13 protein-coding genes are annotated in these 14,063 nt (G+C 73.1%); 8 read left to right on the top strand and 5 right to left on the bottom strand.

Annotation, left to right across the window (positions count from 1 at the left end):
* Positions 1-59: 59 nt before the first annotated feature.
* Both ACWD4P_RS09605 and ACWD4P_RS09600 read left to right on the top strand, forming a co-directional pair.
* A complete protein-coding gene (locus ACWD4P_RS09605; RefSeq protein WP_449779203.1) occupies positions 60-902 on the top strand; it encodes a siderophore-interacting protein in 843 nt (280 codons plus the stop codon).
* Positions 903-1,128: 226 nt separating this feature from the next.
* Positions 1,129-2,724 (top strand): AMP-binding protein, encoded by a 1,596-nt coding sequence (locus tag ACWD4P_RS09600; RefSeq protein ID WP_449779202.1) that lies wholly within the window; start codon positions 1,129-1,131, stop codon positions 2,722-2,724.
* Between the two features lie 144 nt (positions 2,725-2,868).
* On the opposite strand, the gene ACWD4P_RS09595 is transcribed toward ACWD4P_RS09600, so the two are convergent.
* Positions 2,869-4,215 (bottom strand): MFS transporter, encoded by a 1,347-nt coding sequence (locus ACWD4P_RS09595; RefSeq protein ID WP_449779201.1) that lies wholly within the window; start codon positions 4,213-4,215, stop codon positions 2,869-2,871.
* Between the two features lie 415 nt (positions 4,216-4,630).
* On the opposite strand from ACWD4P_RS09595, the gene ACWD4P_RS09590 reads away from it, so the two are divergent.
* Positions 4,631-5,503 carry a helix-turn-helix domain-containing protein gene (locus tag ACWD4P_RS09590; RefSeq protein ID WP_449779200.1) on the top strand — a complete coding sequence of 291 codons (873 nt, stop codon included), beginning with the start codon at positions 4,631-4,633 and terminating at the stop codon, positions 5,501-5,503.
* A 232-nt stretch (positions 5,504-5,735) separates the two neighbouring features.
* Positions 5,736-6,251, top strand: coding sequence for a signal peptidase II (lspA, locus tag ACWD4P_RS09585; protein WP_449779199.1), 516 nt, complete (start codon positions 5,736-5,738; stop codon positions 6,249-6,251).
* Between the two features lie 181 nt (positions 6,252-6,432).
* Here lspA and ACWD4P_RS09580 read toward each other — a convergent pair whose 3' ends face one another.
* Genes ACWD4P_RS09580 through ACWD4P_RS09570 form a run of 3 tightly spaced genes read right to left on the bottom strand, consistent with a single transcriptional unit; the run spans position 6,433 to position 8,796 of the window.
* Positions 6,433-6,828 carry a GntR family transcriptional regulator gene (locus ACWD4P_RS09580; protein ID WP_449779198.1) on the bottom strand — a complete coding sequence of 132 codons (396 nt, stop codon included), beginning with the start codon at positions 6,826-6,828 and terminating at the stop codon, positions 6,433-6,435.
* Positions 6,829-6,880: 52 nt separating this feature from the next.
* A complete protein-coding gene (locus ACWD4P_RS09575) occupies positions 6,881-7,855 on the bottom strand; it encodes an ABC transporter permease subunit (protein WP_449779197.1) in 975 nt (324 codons plus the stop codon).
* Positions 7,852-8,796 carry an ABC transporter ATP-binding protein gene (locus ACWD4P_RS09570; protein WP_449779196.1) on the bottom strand — a complete coding sequence of 315 codons (945 nt, stop codon included), beginning with the start codon at positions 8,794-8,796 and terminating at the stop codon, positions 7,852-7,854. Before ACWD4P_RS09570 ends, ACWD4P_RS09575 begins: the two co-directional genes overlap by 4 nt.
* A gap of 370 nt (positions 8,797-9,166) precedes the next feature.
* Between ACWD4P_RS09570 and ACWD4P_RS09565 the strand changes: the two genes are divergently transcribed.
* The 4 genes from ACWD4P_RS09565 (at position 9,167) to ACWD4P_RS09550 (ending at position 13,144) form a co-directional block, all read left to right on the top strand.
* On the top strand, positions 9,167-9,400 hold the full coding sequence (locus ACWD4P_RS09565) for a hypothetical protein (protein ID WP_449779195.1): 234 nt from the start codon (positions 9,167-9,169) through the stop codon (positions 9,398-9,400).
* Positions 9,401-9,590: 190 nt separating this feature from the next.
* Positions 9,591-12,182, top strand: a complete 2,592-nt coding sequence (locus ACWD4P_RS09560) for a DNRLRE domain-containing protein (protein ID WP_359829263.1) — start codon at positions 9,591-9,593, stop codon at positions 12,180-12,182.
* The gene (locus ACWD4P_RS09555) at positions 12,179-12,424 is read left to right on the top strand and encodes a hypothetical protein (protein ID WP_359829264.1); all 246 of its coding nucleotides are present in this window, start codon (positions 12,179-12,181) and stop codon (positions 12,422-12,424) included. The genes ACWD4P_RS09560 and ACWD4P_RS09555 overlap by 4 nt, the downstream gene beginning before the upstream one ends.
* Positions 12,425-12,595: 171 nt before the next feature.
* Positions 12,596-13,144: a hypothetical protein gene (locus ACWD4P_RS09550; RefSeq protein WP_359828173.1), complete on the top strand. Its 549-nt coding sequence runs from the start codon at positions 12,596-12,598 to the stop codon at positions 13,142-13,144.
* 197 nt (positions 13,145-13,341) lie between these two features.
* Here ACWD4P_RS09550 and ACWD4P_RS09545 read toward each other — a convergent pair whose 3' ends face one another.
* Entirely contained in the window at positions 13,342-13,725 is a 384-nt protein-coding gene (locus tag ACWD4P_RS09545) for a hypothetical protein (protein WP_449779194.1), read from the bottom strand.
* Between the last annotated feature and the right edge of the window lie 338 nt (positions 13,726-14,063).

The raw sequence follows: 14,063 nt of genomic DNA, 5'->3' as shown, positions 1-14,063 counted from the left end.
GCTAACTTAGGTGAGCCTAACCAACTGATCGACCTGACAGCATGACCAGGGGGGACCCCATGACCGACCAGCCGATCCGCAGGACGCCGCGCGTCCGCGAGACGCGGGTTCTGCGCACCGAGCGGATCACGCCGCACATGGTGCGCCTGGTCCTCGGCGGCGAGGGGCTGGAGGACTTCGACGCCACGGAATTCACCGACCACTACGTCAAGGTGCTGTTCGCGCCCGCGGGCGTCGACTACGCGGAGCCGTTCGACCTGGCGCGGATCCGCGAGGAGTACCCGCGCGAGCAGTGGCCGGTCACCCGGACCTACACCGTGCGGGCCTGGGACCCGGCACTGCGCGAGCTGACCATCGACTTCGTGGTGCACGGTGACGAGGGTCTGGCCGGGCCGTGGGCGGCCCGGGCGCTGCCCGGTGAGACGGTGCGCATCCTGGGCCCCGGCGGCGGCTACGCCCCGGAGGCGGACGCCGACTGGCACCTGCTCGTCGGTGACGAGAGCGCGCTGCCGGCGATCGCGGTGGCCCTGGAGCGGATGCCGGCCGACGCCGTGGTGCACGCCTTCATCGAGGTCGCCGACGCCGCGGAGGAGCAGAAGATCGTCTCGCCCGCCCCCGTCGAACTCGTCTGGCTGCACCGCGGTGAGCGCCCGGTGGGCGAGGCCCTCGTCGAGGCGGTGCGCGGGCTGGAGTTCCCCGCCGGCACGGTGTCGGCCTTCGTCCACGGGGAGGCCGGCTTCGTCAAGGAGCTGCGGCGCCAACTGCGCGTGGAGCGCGGTGTTCCGCGCGAACGGCTGTCCATCTCCGGCTACTGGCGGTTCGGCCAGGACGACGATGCCTGGCGGGCGGTCAAGCGCGAGTGGAACGCCCAGGTGGAGGCCGAGCAGGAGCGGGTCGACTGACCCCGGATCCGGCGCGCGGGCTGTCGAGGAGACCGGCCGGATGCCGGCGGTCGGTTTCCTCGGGCTGGGCAGCGGGACACAGGTGGACAGCGGGACACGGGCGAGGACGTACTCGTTCCAGCGGTCTCGGCGTGGGTAGTTGACGGAGGACGGACATCCCTCCGTGCACGAGTCGTCCCGGACCCGGGGCGTCGCGTGCCTCCTCGCCACAAGGAGACCAGCAGCGATGAACACGTCCGAGGCGCGCCCGGCCGACCCCGCCGGCGACGGCGGCCCCACCGGTGACCCCGCGTTCCGCAACTACGTGGAGATCGTCCTCGACGGACTGGCGGACGAACCGGGGCAGGCCGTCCTGGTCAGCGGCGAACGACGGCTCGGCGCCGCGGAGTTCCGCTCCCTCGTCTACCGGCTCGCCCGTGCCCTGCGCGAGCGGGGCGTGGAGCGCGGCCGCACCGTGACCCTGCTGTGCGGCAACATCCCGGAGACCGTCGCGGTCCGCTACGCCGTCAACCTGCTGGGCGCGCACTTCAACCACCTGTACATCCGGCTGGGCGTCGACGTCCAGGCCCGGATCATGGCCGACGTCGAGACCTACGCCTTCATCGTCGACCCCCGCCTCGCCGAGCGCGCCGCGCTCCTCGCGGCCGCGGTGCCGGTCGAACACGTCCTGGTCCTCGGCGAAACCGGCGACGGGGAGGCAGAGTTGGGCGACGACCTGCTCGCCCTGGCCGCGTCCCGGTCGGACGAGCCGCTGGCCAGTGCCGCCCGGCCGGACGACCTGTGCTTCATCCGCCACTCCGGCGGCACCACCGGCCACCCCAAGGGCATCCGCAGCACCTTCGCCCGGATGCAGGGGAACTGGCTCCGCGCCGTGCTGACCGGTGAGCAGCGGCGGGACCTGGTGTGCACGCCGCTGTCGCACGCGGCCGGATTCGTCGCCGACGGCACCCTCGCCAACCGCGGCACGGTCGTGCTCCACTACGGCTTCGACCCCGGCGAGATCCTGGCCACCGTCGCCCGCGAGCGCATCACCGACCTGTTCCTGCTGCCCCCGCTGCTCTACCAGGTGCTGGACCACCCCGACGCCGGAACCACCGACCTCTCCAGCCTCCGGCAGATCACGTACGGGGGCACGCCCTCCTCGCCGGTGCGCATCGCCGAGGCGGTCCGCCGCTTCGGCCGGGTGTTCCAGCAGGCCTACGGCCAGTTCGAGGCCGGCATCGTCAGCGTGCTGTCCGCCGCCGAGCACGACCCCGACCGCCTCGACCTGCTGCGCACCGCCGGCCCGCTGGTCGACGGCGTCGAGGTGGAGATCCGCGACGAGGCCGACCGCGCGCTCCCGACCGGGGAGCTCGGCGAGATATGCGTCCGGTCCGAGTTCGCGATGGAGGGCTACTGGAAGAACCCGGAGCTGACCGCCGAGGTCCTGCGCGGCGGCTGGGTGCACACCGGCGACCTCGGCCGGCTCGACGAACACGGCTACCTCTCCGTCGTCGACCGGATCAAGGACATGATCGCCGTCGTCGGCGGCCACGTGTACACCACCGAACTCGAGGACTTCCTCCACACCCACCCCGGTGTACGGCACTGCGCCGTCTACGGGGTCCGCGGCGAGGGCGGCCACGAACGCGTCCACGCCACCGTGGTGCCCGGCCCCGGGGCGGACGTGACGGCGCAGGAGCTGCGGACGCTGGTCCGCGACGGCCGGGGCGAGATGTACGTGCCCGACGTCATCGACTTCGCCGACGTGCTGCCCCTCACCGACACCGGCAAGCCCGACAAGAAGGAACTCCGCCGCCTCGCCACCCCGGAGAGCTCATAGGCCTGTACGGACCGCACGGACCGCACGGACCGCCGGCTGTCCCGGCACGGCCCCGTACGGGAGCGGCGCGCGCTCGCGCCGTCCCCGTACGAGGCCGCCCCGCTTGCCGGGCGGGCGGGTGCGGAGGCTCCCCGCGCGGCGGTGTCAGGTGCCCCGCTTCGCGAGGCGGGCCGCGGCGGGGAGGCCGACGAGGAGCAGCAGTCCGGCCGCCGCGGCGTAGGCGAGGTGATGGCCGCGCAGCGGCAGGACGCCGTGCTCCGCCGCGCCGACGGCCTGGGCGACGCCGGCGAGAACGGTGGGGCCGATGCCGCTGCCGATCTGCAGGGCGGTGGCCGTGACGGCCGAAGCGGTGCCGTGGGCCTGGTCCGGCACGTCGCGCAGGCCGGTGACGGTGATGGCGGGGAAGGCCAGGCCCTGTCCGATGCCGGTGACGACCAGGCCGGCCAGGACCGGGCCGCCGTAGGGGCTGTGAGCCCCCGTCGCGCACCACATCAGCACGCCGCCGGCGGTGAGCAGGATGCCCGACGCCAGGAGCGGGCGTGGTCCGCGGGTCCGCATCAGCCGCCCGGAGACCAGCGCGGCGGCGGCGACGGCCAGGCTGACGGGAAGGACCGCGAGGCCCGAGGACGCCGGGGACATGCCGCGCACCTGTTGGAGGTAGAGCGGCAGCAGGAACAGCGAGCCGGTGACGCAGAAGTAGAACGCGCCGGCCACCGCCGCCGCGGTTCGCACGCCGCGCGTGCGCAGCAGGTCCCGGTCCAGCAGGACCGCGTCCCCGCCGCGGGTACGGCCGCGGCTCCACCACGCGTAGGCGGTGGCCGCGGCGGCCACCGGCATCGCGATCGCGAGCGGGCCGCCTCCGGGGCGGGAGCCCAGGTCCGCGCTGAAGACGGTCAGGACGATCGCCGCCACCAGCGCCGCGGCCCCCGCCAGGTCCAGGGGGCCCCGGCGCCGGTGTGCGCCCAGCGGCAGCCACCGCACAGCGGCCGCGGCGATGAGCGCCGCCGCCACGGCCTGCAGGGCGAACACCCAGCGCCACCCGAAGGCGCTGGTGACCACACCGCCGAGGACCAGGCCGGCTCCGTAGCAGCCCGCCTGCGCGGCGGAGAACACGCCCAACGCGCGCGAGCGCGCCGGTCCGCCGGGATACACCGAGGTCAGCAGGGCCGTGGCCGCGGGCATGGTGATCGCCGCCCCCGCTCCCTGCAGGACCCGTCCCACCACGACCACCCAGAACACCGGTGCCGTGAACGCCAGCACGGCGCCGGCCGCCACCAGCGCCAGGCCCCCGACGAGCACCCGCCGACGCCGAAGCCGGTCCGCCATGGCTCCGCCGCACAGCAGCAGGCCCGCGAACGCCAGCGCGTAACCGGTCACCGCCCAGGAGAGGTCCTGCGCCGACGTGCCGAACCGCGTGCCCACCGAGGGAAGCGCACTGTTGAGTACGGCGACACCACCGGCGTCCAGGCCCGCCGCCGCGCTCAGCACCACCAGGGGCGCGTACCGGACCGGCCCCGGGCCACCGGGCGCCGGACCATCGGGCCCCGGATCATCGGGCCGCGGCGCCCCGGGACGAGTGCGCACCGCCGGATCGCCGGACACCGCCGAGGACGAGGCGGGCGGGGGTGAAGCGGAGGAGGCTGAGGCGGGCGAGGGCGAAGCGGGCGAGGACGGTTCACTGGGACGTACGGGCATGTGCGGGCTCCAGGGACGACGGACGCGCGGACCCACCGACACGGCGGATCCGGCCCGTCGGTCACCAGGGCCGCCCGCGTCGTGCGGCACCAGCGGCAGCCAGTCTGAGCCGCAGCGCGCACCGCGACGAGACACCGCCGCGGGCAGGCACTCCCGGGGGTGGCCCTGCCAGGGCTACCCCCGGCCGCGGGAGGAGCCCGATACTCGACGCATGGCACCGTCAGCGGCACTCCCCGAACTGGCCCACTTCCTGCGCACGCGTCGGGCCCGAATGACCCCGGAAGCCGCCGGCCTGCCCCGAACCAGCACCCGCCGGCTGAACGGACTGCGCAGAGCCGAGGTCGCCACCCTCGCCGGCATCAGCCCCGAGTACTACACCCGGCTCGAACAGGGCCGTCAGCGCCGCCCTTCCCCCGACGTCCTGGACGCCCTCGCCGGCGCCCTGCAACTCGACGCGGACGCCCGCCGGCACCTCCACCGCCTCGCCACCGACAGCCCGGCACACCGAGCCGGCCCGGTCGTCCGCACGGCCCCGGGCGTCCCGGAAGCGACCCTGCGGCTACTCGACTCCCTCACCCCGTGGCCCGCCCACGTGGTCACCCCCATGCGCGACATCCTCGCCTGGAACGACGCCGAGGCCTGGCTGCTCCTCGACTACGCCGAACTCCCCTCCGCGCAGCGGAACTTCGCCTGGTTCGTCTTCTGCGACCCCCGGGCGCCCCGACTCCTCACGGACTGGGAGAAGACAGCGCGCGGCAACGTGCACCGCCTGCGCCACGCGCTGGCCGCCGACCCGCACGACGAACGCGGCAGCCGGCTGGTGGCCGACCTGACCGCGCACAGCAGCCGATTCGCCGAGTTCTGGGAAGAGCACGACGTCCGCGGACCGGCCACCGGAACCCACGGATTCCGCCATCCGCGGGCAGGACGGCTCGACCTCGACTACACCGCCTACGTCATCCCCGGCACCCACGACCTCGAACTCGTCGTCCTGACCGCGGACGAGGACTCGCCCACCCACAGGGCGCTGAAGCAGGCCGCGGCGGAACGCCGAGCCCGCGACCGGCATCCCCCACGGACCTGACCCGGAATCGGTCCCGCCCACGTGGACGACGCGGTCGCGCCGGGGCGGGTGCGTGCCGCCGAGATCCGCGACCTGTACGCCCCCGTGGCTCTGGTGCACCGGACATCCCGGCTTGGGGGGCGTTCGTACGCAAGCCGCCGGCACCTAGAATGCCGCCATGACTGGCTTACTGCGCCCACGGGTTGCGCGAGGAACTTCCCTGCCCGGTGGCGCGCCCCGACGACTGGGAACCATGGCAGCCGTAGCCCTCACGCTGCTGGCGTCGGATCTCATCACCAAACAGGTAGCGCTGACGCATTTCTCGGGGACCGATCCGACCGAGGCGTTCGGCGGGCTTCTGAAGTTCACGCTGGTGTTCAACTCGGGTGGGGCGTTCTCCGTCGGTGCGGGGGAGACCTGGTTCTTCACCACGGTGAAGTTCCTGGTCCTCATCCTCCTGCTGGTGATGGCGCCCCGCGTCCGCACCCCCGTCTGGGCGGTCTCCTTCGGACTGGTCATCGCCGGGGCGGCCGGAAACCTCGTCGACCGGCTGTCCCGAGGCCCCTCCCCGTGGGAGGGAAGGGTGGTGGACTGGATCCAGCTGCCGTACTGGCCGGTCTTCAATCTCGCCGACTGCGGCGTGGTGTGCGGCAGCGCCCTGGTGATGTGGACCTTGACACGGGGCATCCGCCTGGACGGCACGATCGAGCCCGAGGCGTCGACCGCGCCGGGGGGACCGGAGCAGGCCGCCGACGGGCGGGACCAGTAGGCCCGACGGCACGGACAAGGCGGGGTCAGGGGACGGTACCGGTTCCACGGTGCCGTCCCCGTCCGTGTACCGGGCAGGCGGCGGTTCAGCCGTCCCGGCGCGGCGGCCGTCGGAGGGAGCGCGGCCCGTGCGGCCGTGCCGGGTGCGGGCCGTCGTCGGCCGGGCCCGGTGGGAGCCGCCGTCAATCCTCCTGCCGGGACGCGAACGCCGCCGCGTGCGCCGCCAGGAAGAGCGCGGTGACCTCGTCCCCGTCGAGCCCTTGGGCTCTGGCCTCCTCCATCCACGCGGCCAGCGAGGCCCGCAGCTGGGAGGCGGGGCCCTCCTGGGCGGGTGCCAGGGTGCGGGTGATGAAGGTGCCGGCCCCTTGCCTGACCTCGGCCAGCCCCGCCCGTTCCAGCTCCCGGTACGCCTTGAGGGTCGTGTTCGGGTTGACCTTGGTGTCCGCCGCGACCTGAGCGGCCGTCGGCAGCCGGTCACCCTGCTCGAGGGCTCCCATCCGCAGCGCCTGTTCCACCTGTTGCACGATCTGGAGGTACGTGGCGACCCCGCTTCGCCGGTTGATGCGGAACACGACCATTCTTCTCACCTCCCGTTTCGTTCTGTCGGAACCATACGCACATCCCGTACGCCTACAGTTTCGCGGACGCCCGCCACAGCGTGAACACGGTGAGGACCGCGGTGGCCGCGAGCAGGAGGCCCGCGCCGGTCCACTGCATCGCCGGCATCTGGTCGAAGCCGAGGTACTCGATGACGTCGTTGACGATGCCGTGCTCGCGCAGGCAGGCGTCGGCCGAGGCCTCGGTCGATTTGGCGCAGGTTCCCCAGCCGTAGAGGTGGCCGTCGGCGGAGCCGATCCAACTGTCCAGTTCGTACGGGTCATTGAGCTGTTCGCGGATGCCGCCGCGGTACGGGTAGCTGAACGTCCGGGACGGTGCGAGGTGGGCGCGCAGCAGTCCCCAGGCGGTCTGGAAGGCCATGGCGAAGGCGAAGGTGATCGCCATCGCGGGGAGGACCCGGCGCAGCAACAGGCCTGTGGTGACGCCGGCGGCGGTGAGGAAGAGGCACAGGGCGGGGAGCATCGGGCCGGTGTGGTCGAAGACGGCTCCGTCGTACCACCGGCCCGGGAACACCGTGCGGTAGGGCTTCCACCACCAGGTGAAGAACGCCGAGAGCACCGCACCGGCCAGCAGTGCCGCGGCGTAGCACCAGGCGAGCTTGACGGTGAGCCACCGGCGGCGGGACACCGACTGGGTGGTGACCAGCTGCAGGGTGCCGCGTTCCTGGTCGCTCGCGATCAGCGGGGCGCCGAGGAAGACACCGAGGAGGACGGGCAGCATGCCCAGGGCGGTGATGGTGAGGCTGATGCGTTCCGAGCCGGGCACCGGCATCGGCGGCTGGTCGTCCGGCCAGCCGAGCGCGTCGAGGATCCCGGCCAGGTGGTGGCGCTGGTAGACGATCCAGGCGGAGCCGAGCACGACCGCGCCGGCCACGGTGAGCAGCGCCGCCCGGTGCTGGCGCACGACGAGCCAGTTCAGCCCGCCCAGCAGCCGGCGCCCGGGCGTGTGGGCGGCCGGGCGGGGCGTGTCGGTCAGGGTGGTGCTCATGCGGTGGGGTTCCCTTCGGCCTCGTGACGGGCGCCGGGTGTGTGGGGGGGAGGCGCGTCCGGCGAGCGCAGGTGTGCCAGCAGCACTTCCTCCAGGGTGGGTTCCGCCACGGCCCATTCGGGGCGCAGCGGGCCGTGAGGTCGGATCAGTGCCTGGAACTGCCGTCCCTGGACGCGGTGGTCGACGACGGTGTGCGGGGCCAGGGGAGCGAGTGGGTCGCCGTCGGCGACGCGTCCGGTCACCAGCAGGTGCGCCGGGACGATGGCGTCGGTGTCGCCTGCCAGCCGGACCCGCCCCTCGGCGAGGACCAGCAGGTGGTCGCACATGTCCTCCAGCTCGGACAGCAGGTGGGAGGACATCACGACGGTGATGCCGCGCTCGGCGGCCTCGGCCAGCATCAGGGAGCCGAGGTCGTGGCGGGCCAGTGGGTCGAGGTCGGCCATCGGTTCGTCGAGCAGGAGCAGGTCGGGCCGCTTGCCGAAGGCGAGGGCGAAGGCGACGCGGGTGTGCTGGCCGCCGGAGAGGGTGCCGATCCGGGCGTCCGTCGGTATCCGGCCGGCCTCGACGATCCGCTCGGCCGCGGCCATGTCCCAGGCGGGGTTGAGCTCGGCGCCCAGGCGCAGCGTCTCCGCCACGGTGAACCCCTTGAACAGCGGCTTGTCCTGGCCGAGGAACGCGGTCCGCGGCCTCGTCGCCGCATCTCCGGCCGGGACGCCGAAAATTCTCAACTCGCCTTCCGTCGACTGGATCTGCTGGGTGGCGAGGCCCAGGAGAGTGCTCTTCCCGGCACCGTTGGGGCCGACGAGCCCGCAGATCCGTCCGGCTGGCAGCCGGAACGAGCAGTCGCGCAGTGCCCAACCGCGGCGGTAGCGCTTGCCCAGGCCGCGGGCTTCCAGGGCCCAGGCGTCGGGCGAGCCGCTCGGAGCGAATGCGTCTGCCATGCACACACCCTCAATTCCACTAGTCAATTAATGGAATCATGGTCTTGCCGGTGGGAGAGTGTCAAGGCGGTCGCGAGGGACAGGAGGTGCACGGGGCCGCGGCGGGGGGAGAGGTGCGGGGGTGCGGGGGCTGCGTGGCCGTCTCGTTCCACAGCGTCGCGGGAGCGCTCGACGGCCGAGGCCGAGGCGGCGATGGGGGATGCATGGGTTCAGGCGCGGATCTCGTGAAGTCGATCGCGCTTCCGTGCGCGCGGTGACGCTCCGTCACCTCCAGGTGAATGCTTGGTCGCGTGTGAGGGGATGTTCCTTTCTGCTTCCGCATCTCGCAGGGGTGCGGGTCGAGTGCACGGATGTGCGGGACGGGCGGGTGATGATCGAGTTCGCCGAGCGGATTGGGGGGCTGACCTGCCGCTACGGCCGGCGGATGCCTGGCCTTCAGCGGATCCTCGCCGTCGAGCGGCCGCAGAGCCGGGCCGGGCCGTTGGTCCGCGTCCTGGCGGAGCTGTTCCGCTCGGCGCGACCCGCCGGAGGAGTCGGCGATCCGGCAATCCGGCGATCCGGTATGAGTGCGTGGTTCCCGTATTTCGAATCGGAGATCCTCTGACCTTTTGGCACATGTCAGAATCACTGTCAATAGCTTGAATTTGCCTGTTCTTTGTCATTCCTTTAATCTCTTGGCGCTATTGATCACGGGTCGCTCCCCTCGGGTGAGGGGAGCGACCCCGAGCGCAAGGACAGACATGTCGTCGATACGACGTAGGCATCGCCGAGCCGCCGCCGCGGGAGGTGTCTCGGTGCTGGCAGCACTCGCCGTGCTCGGTTCGTCCGTTCCGGCCCTGGCCGACGAGGGGGACGCGGCCGTGCGCGAGGCCGTCCTGGAGGCCACGCGCGTCAAGAACCCCGTGGGTGAACCCGTCACCGAGGCCGTCACCGCCGAGTCCGCCCTGCTCGCGGCGCAGGTGTTCGGCCGCCGGGTGGAGGTGCTGGACCGCAGGACCGAGACGTCCACCACGTGGGCCGACCCGGAGGGGACCCTGACCACGACGGTCAGCGCCGGCCCCGTACGGATGCTGCGGGACGGCCAGTGGGTCGACGTGGACGCCACCCTGCGGCGGCAGGCCGACGGCGGGATCGCCCCCGGGGCCCACCCGGGGGACCTGCGCCTGGCCGGCCCCGGCGGCGCCAGGGCCCTGTCGGCACCGGCGGCGGCCGACGCCCCGGCGTCCGCCGCACGCGACCTGGTCACCCTGGGCACCGGCGACCGGAAGATCGGCGTGCAGTGGAAGGGCGGCCTGCCGGCCCCCGTCCTGGACGGGACCAGGGCGACCTACCCGGACGCGCTGCCCGGCGCCGACCTGGTGGTGGAGGCCACCCGTACCGGCTTCGAGCAGTTCCTCACCCTCAAGCAGCGCCCCACGGGCGACGTCGCGCCGATGACGCTGCCCCTGAAGCTCCCCGGTCTGAAGGCGGAGCAGCGGGAGGACGGCTCGGTGGTCTTCAGCGACCGCGGGAGCGGCGAGCCGGTCGCCACCATGCCCGCGCCGGTGATGTGGGACGCCCAGGTCGACGAGCGCTCCGGCGAACGCAAGCGCAGCGCCCGCGTCCCGATGACGGTCACGCAGGACGGCGACACCGTCGAGCTGCGGCTCACCCCGGACCCCGGCTTCCTGGCGGACCCGGCGACCCAGTACCCGGTGACCATCGACCCGGCCACGGACACCCTCTCCGTCATGTTCGACACGTTCGTCCAGGGCGGCGACACCACGGACCAGTCGGCGTCCACCGACCTCAAGCTGGGCTGGCCCGGCGACTACGCCGGTTCCACCAAGCGCACCGCCCGCTCCTTCCTCACGTGGGAGACCGGACAGTTCGCCGACGCCCTCGTCACCGACGCCAAGCTGGAGCTGTACAACTACCACTCCTGGTCGTGCGACAAGCGAGGCTGGGAGGTCTGGGCGGCCGACGCCGCCGACACCTCCAGCCGCTGGACCAAGCAGCCCGCGCTGAAGCAGAAGTTCGCCACCTCCACCGAGACCCGCAGCACGGCCTGCGGCAACGCGGGCTGGGTCGGCGCGGACGTGACCTCGCTGGCCAAGACCTGGGCGAGCGCCAAGGCCGCGACCGGTTCGGTGGCGCTGAAGGCCGTGGACGAGAACGACACCTACGCCTGGAAGCGCTTCTACTCCTCGGAGGCCACCGAGGACAGGATCCCGAAGCTGACCGTCACCTTCAACTACCGCCCCAGGACCGGCAGCAACCTCCAGGCCGGCCCGCCCTTCCACAGCGAGGGCGGCGTCTACAAGGTCAACAGCCTCACCCCGACGCTGCGCTTCACCACCGAGGACGTCAACGAGGACGACAAGGTCCAGGGCACGTTCGAGGTCAAGGACAAGGCGACCGGCGAGGTCGTCACGCAGTTCAACTCCGGGTTCGTCCGGGCCGGCGGGACCGCGTCCGCCACCGTCCCGGCGGGCAAGCTCGTCAGCGGCCACGCGTACACCTTCCGGACGACCACCTTCGACGGGCAGCACTACGCCAACGGCTGGTCGGAGCCGGTGACGTTCACCGTCGACACCGCGTGGAAGCCGGGCGCGGCCGTCGACGCCCTCGGCGCGGCCAACGCCGTCCTGGACGCGGCCGACATCACCCCCGCCACCACCAGCGACAGCCGGTACGCGGCCATCGCCGAGACGGCGACCGGTACCGTCACCGTGCCCCGGGACCCAAAGGCCCCCACCGAGGTCAAGCCCGACGACATCGCCGCCGTCGGCATCGGCTCGGCCGCCCGGCAGCAGGGCGTGAACATCGGCGGCAGCGTGGTGTACGCCGACGCCGCCTCCGACGTGGACACCGTGGTCCAGCCCACCCTGGAGGGCGGCAGCCGCACCCTGCAGGTCATCAAGAACGCGAACGCGCCGCACGAGTACCGCGTCCCGGTGACCCTGCCCGCCGGCACCAGCCTGCGCCAGGAGCCCGACGGCTCCGTGGTGATCGTCCCGGCGAACCCGGACGAGCCGGTCGCGGCCATCCGGGCCCCGTGGGCGAAGGACGCCCACGGCAACGACGTCCCCACCTCCTACCGGCTGGAGGGCGACACCCTGGTGCAGCGGGTCGACTTCACCGCGAGCACGGCCTTCCCGGTCGTCGCCGACCCGTGGTGGAACCCGTGGAGCTGGAACTGGAAGCGCACGGGCAAGGTCGTGAAGAACGCGGCCAAGAAGTGCGGGATGGGGGCGCTGTCCGCCTACGTCCCCGTCCAGGCCCACCACGTGAGCGTCAACATCCAGCGTGCCCGCAACGGCCTGCGACTGGTCAAGTTCGCCGGCGGCCCCTGGGGCTACGTCACCATCGCCGGGGCCGGCTGCCTGATGGGCACGCTGTCGTGAGCGGCCGCGAGCGGGTGCGCCTGTCGGCCCTCCTGGGCATGACCGGCGAGCGCGGGCCGGCGGGCCCCCGGGCGGCGGCCGTGGACGTGGCGGTGGTCCTGGCCGCCCTGGTCGCCACCGCCCTCGTCTGCCGCGTGGCGGGCCTCGGTGCCTGGCCCGCGATCCTGCTCGGCGGCTGCGCGGGAGCGGCCACCACGCGCCTGGGCCTCGGCGCCCGCCTCGCACGCCGCAGACGGCACTGAGCGCGGGGTGGCGCCGGTCACCGACCGGCGCCACCCCGCGTGGCGAATCGCCCCGGCGAGGCGCGCCAACGACAGGGGGTGAAGGCCGGGTGGGCGTCGTCGCGCGCCCTTGACAGAGGGTCACGGGCTGAGAACCCTGGTGCTGTATTCCAGGGACATGAGGGACACGGCATGCCATGGTTTGACGAGAGCGGGCGCCACCGGGGTTTCCCGGCGGCGGTGTTGGCGGACGGCGGCGAGCCGGCGCCGTTGCCGGACGGGCGCACCACCTGGTGGCTCTACAACGGTGCCGACGGCCCTCGGGCCGCTGCGGTGCGCGGTGGTTGCAGTTGTGGCTGGCGGGGGGAGCGGGTGCACCCGTTGGACTTCGGTGACGACCAGGCGACCGAGGCGGTAGGTGAGGAGACCGGGCCGTTCGCGGACTGGGAGCGGCACGTCGATCTGGCCGAGGGTGTGGTGGAACACGAGGTCGAGGAACTGGTCGCGGCGCTGGTGAACCGGATCTGCGACCTCACGGACAGCAAGCCGTACGCCGCCGTCCGTGCGGCCGCCCGGTTCGAGCGCGCCGCGGGTGCGACCGCGCTGCTGGCCGGCCGCAAGGCCCGCAGCAACCTGATGACCTGGGAATACATCGGCCGCGCCTTCGGCTGCGGGCCGGCAGAGGCGATGGCGCGGTTCGGCGAGACGCTGCCCGACGTCGACCCGGGCGATGAGGCGTAGGTCGTCGGCCTTCACGTGTCGCGCGGGCGGCCGGAGCCGGGCTCCGACGGGTCGCCGACGAACTCCTGCTGGAGCACGGCGAGGACGGCTCCGCCGATGCCGTCCTCCCCTCGCCGGCCCCGGCGGTGCGGCCCGCGACGGTGAGATCGCTCACGACCGCGGTGCCGCAGCGCCGGCGAACCGTCCTGGACCGGGAGTCACTGGTCGGAGTAGCTGAGGTCCCCCACCGTCCAGCTGCTGATGTCGGCGATGGCGATGCGGTACATGCCCCCGGTGTGGGGTAGGCCGTAGCTGCCCTGCAGGATGCGGGCGACATGCAGATGCAGATGCGTCGGCCGCGCGACAGAGGGCGCCACGTCGTTGCCGTCGCCGGTGGCGGGTGCCGCGAACAGCGCGGCGAAGGGCTTCAAGTGCTCGGACGCGGCGAGCACTTCGGCCACCCGCTCGTTCCACAGGCTCTCCGGCGCAAGCCGACCGGTGATCACCGCCCCGGGGACGACCACGGTCAAAGGCATCTGGTTGCTGTGCTCGGACTCCACCATCGCGGCGATGTCGACGAGCAGCCCATCAGGGTTCGACATGAACCCGAGGATAGTCCCTGCCGCAAGTCGCCCGCGGCGTGCGCGTGGCGGGGGCGGCCGAACCCCGCTTTGATCAGCGGCCCCGAGCAGGGAAGGCTGCGGCCCGCATCCGGAAGCCCGTGGAGTGCACCGGGCCGTCGTCGTACCGCCCCTGTGCCGTACCGTCCCGGTGCCGGCGGGCTCCGGTTCCGAGCGCTGCGCGCCGACGGCCCCGGCAAGGGGCGACGGGTGTGCTCGGCCCGCCGGATACGGTCACAAGAGAGCAAGCACGGGCAGCTCACGGTCCGGACGGCGGCTCCCCGGGGGCGCCATCCGGACCCACCCGGCGACCCGCTCAC

The organism is Kitasatospora sp. NPDC002543, assembly GCF_053594915.1.
The sequence above is the reverse complement of the archived record's forward strand: the minus strand, read 5'-3'. Positions and strand labels throughout refer to the sequence as shown.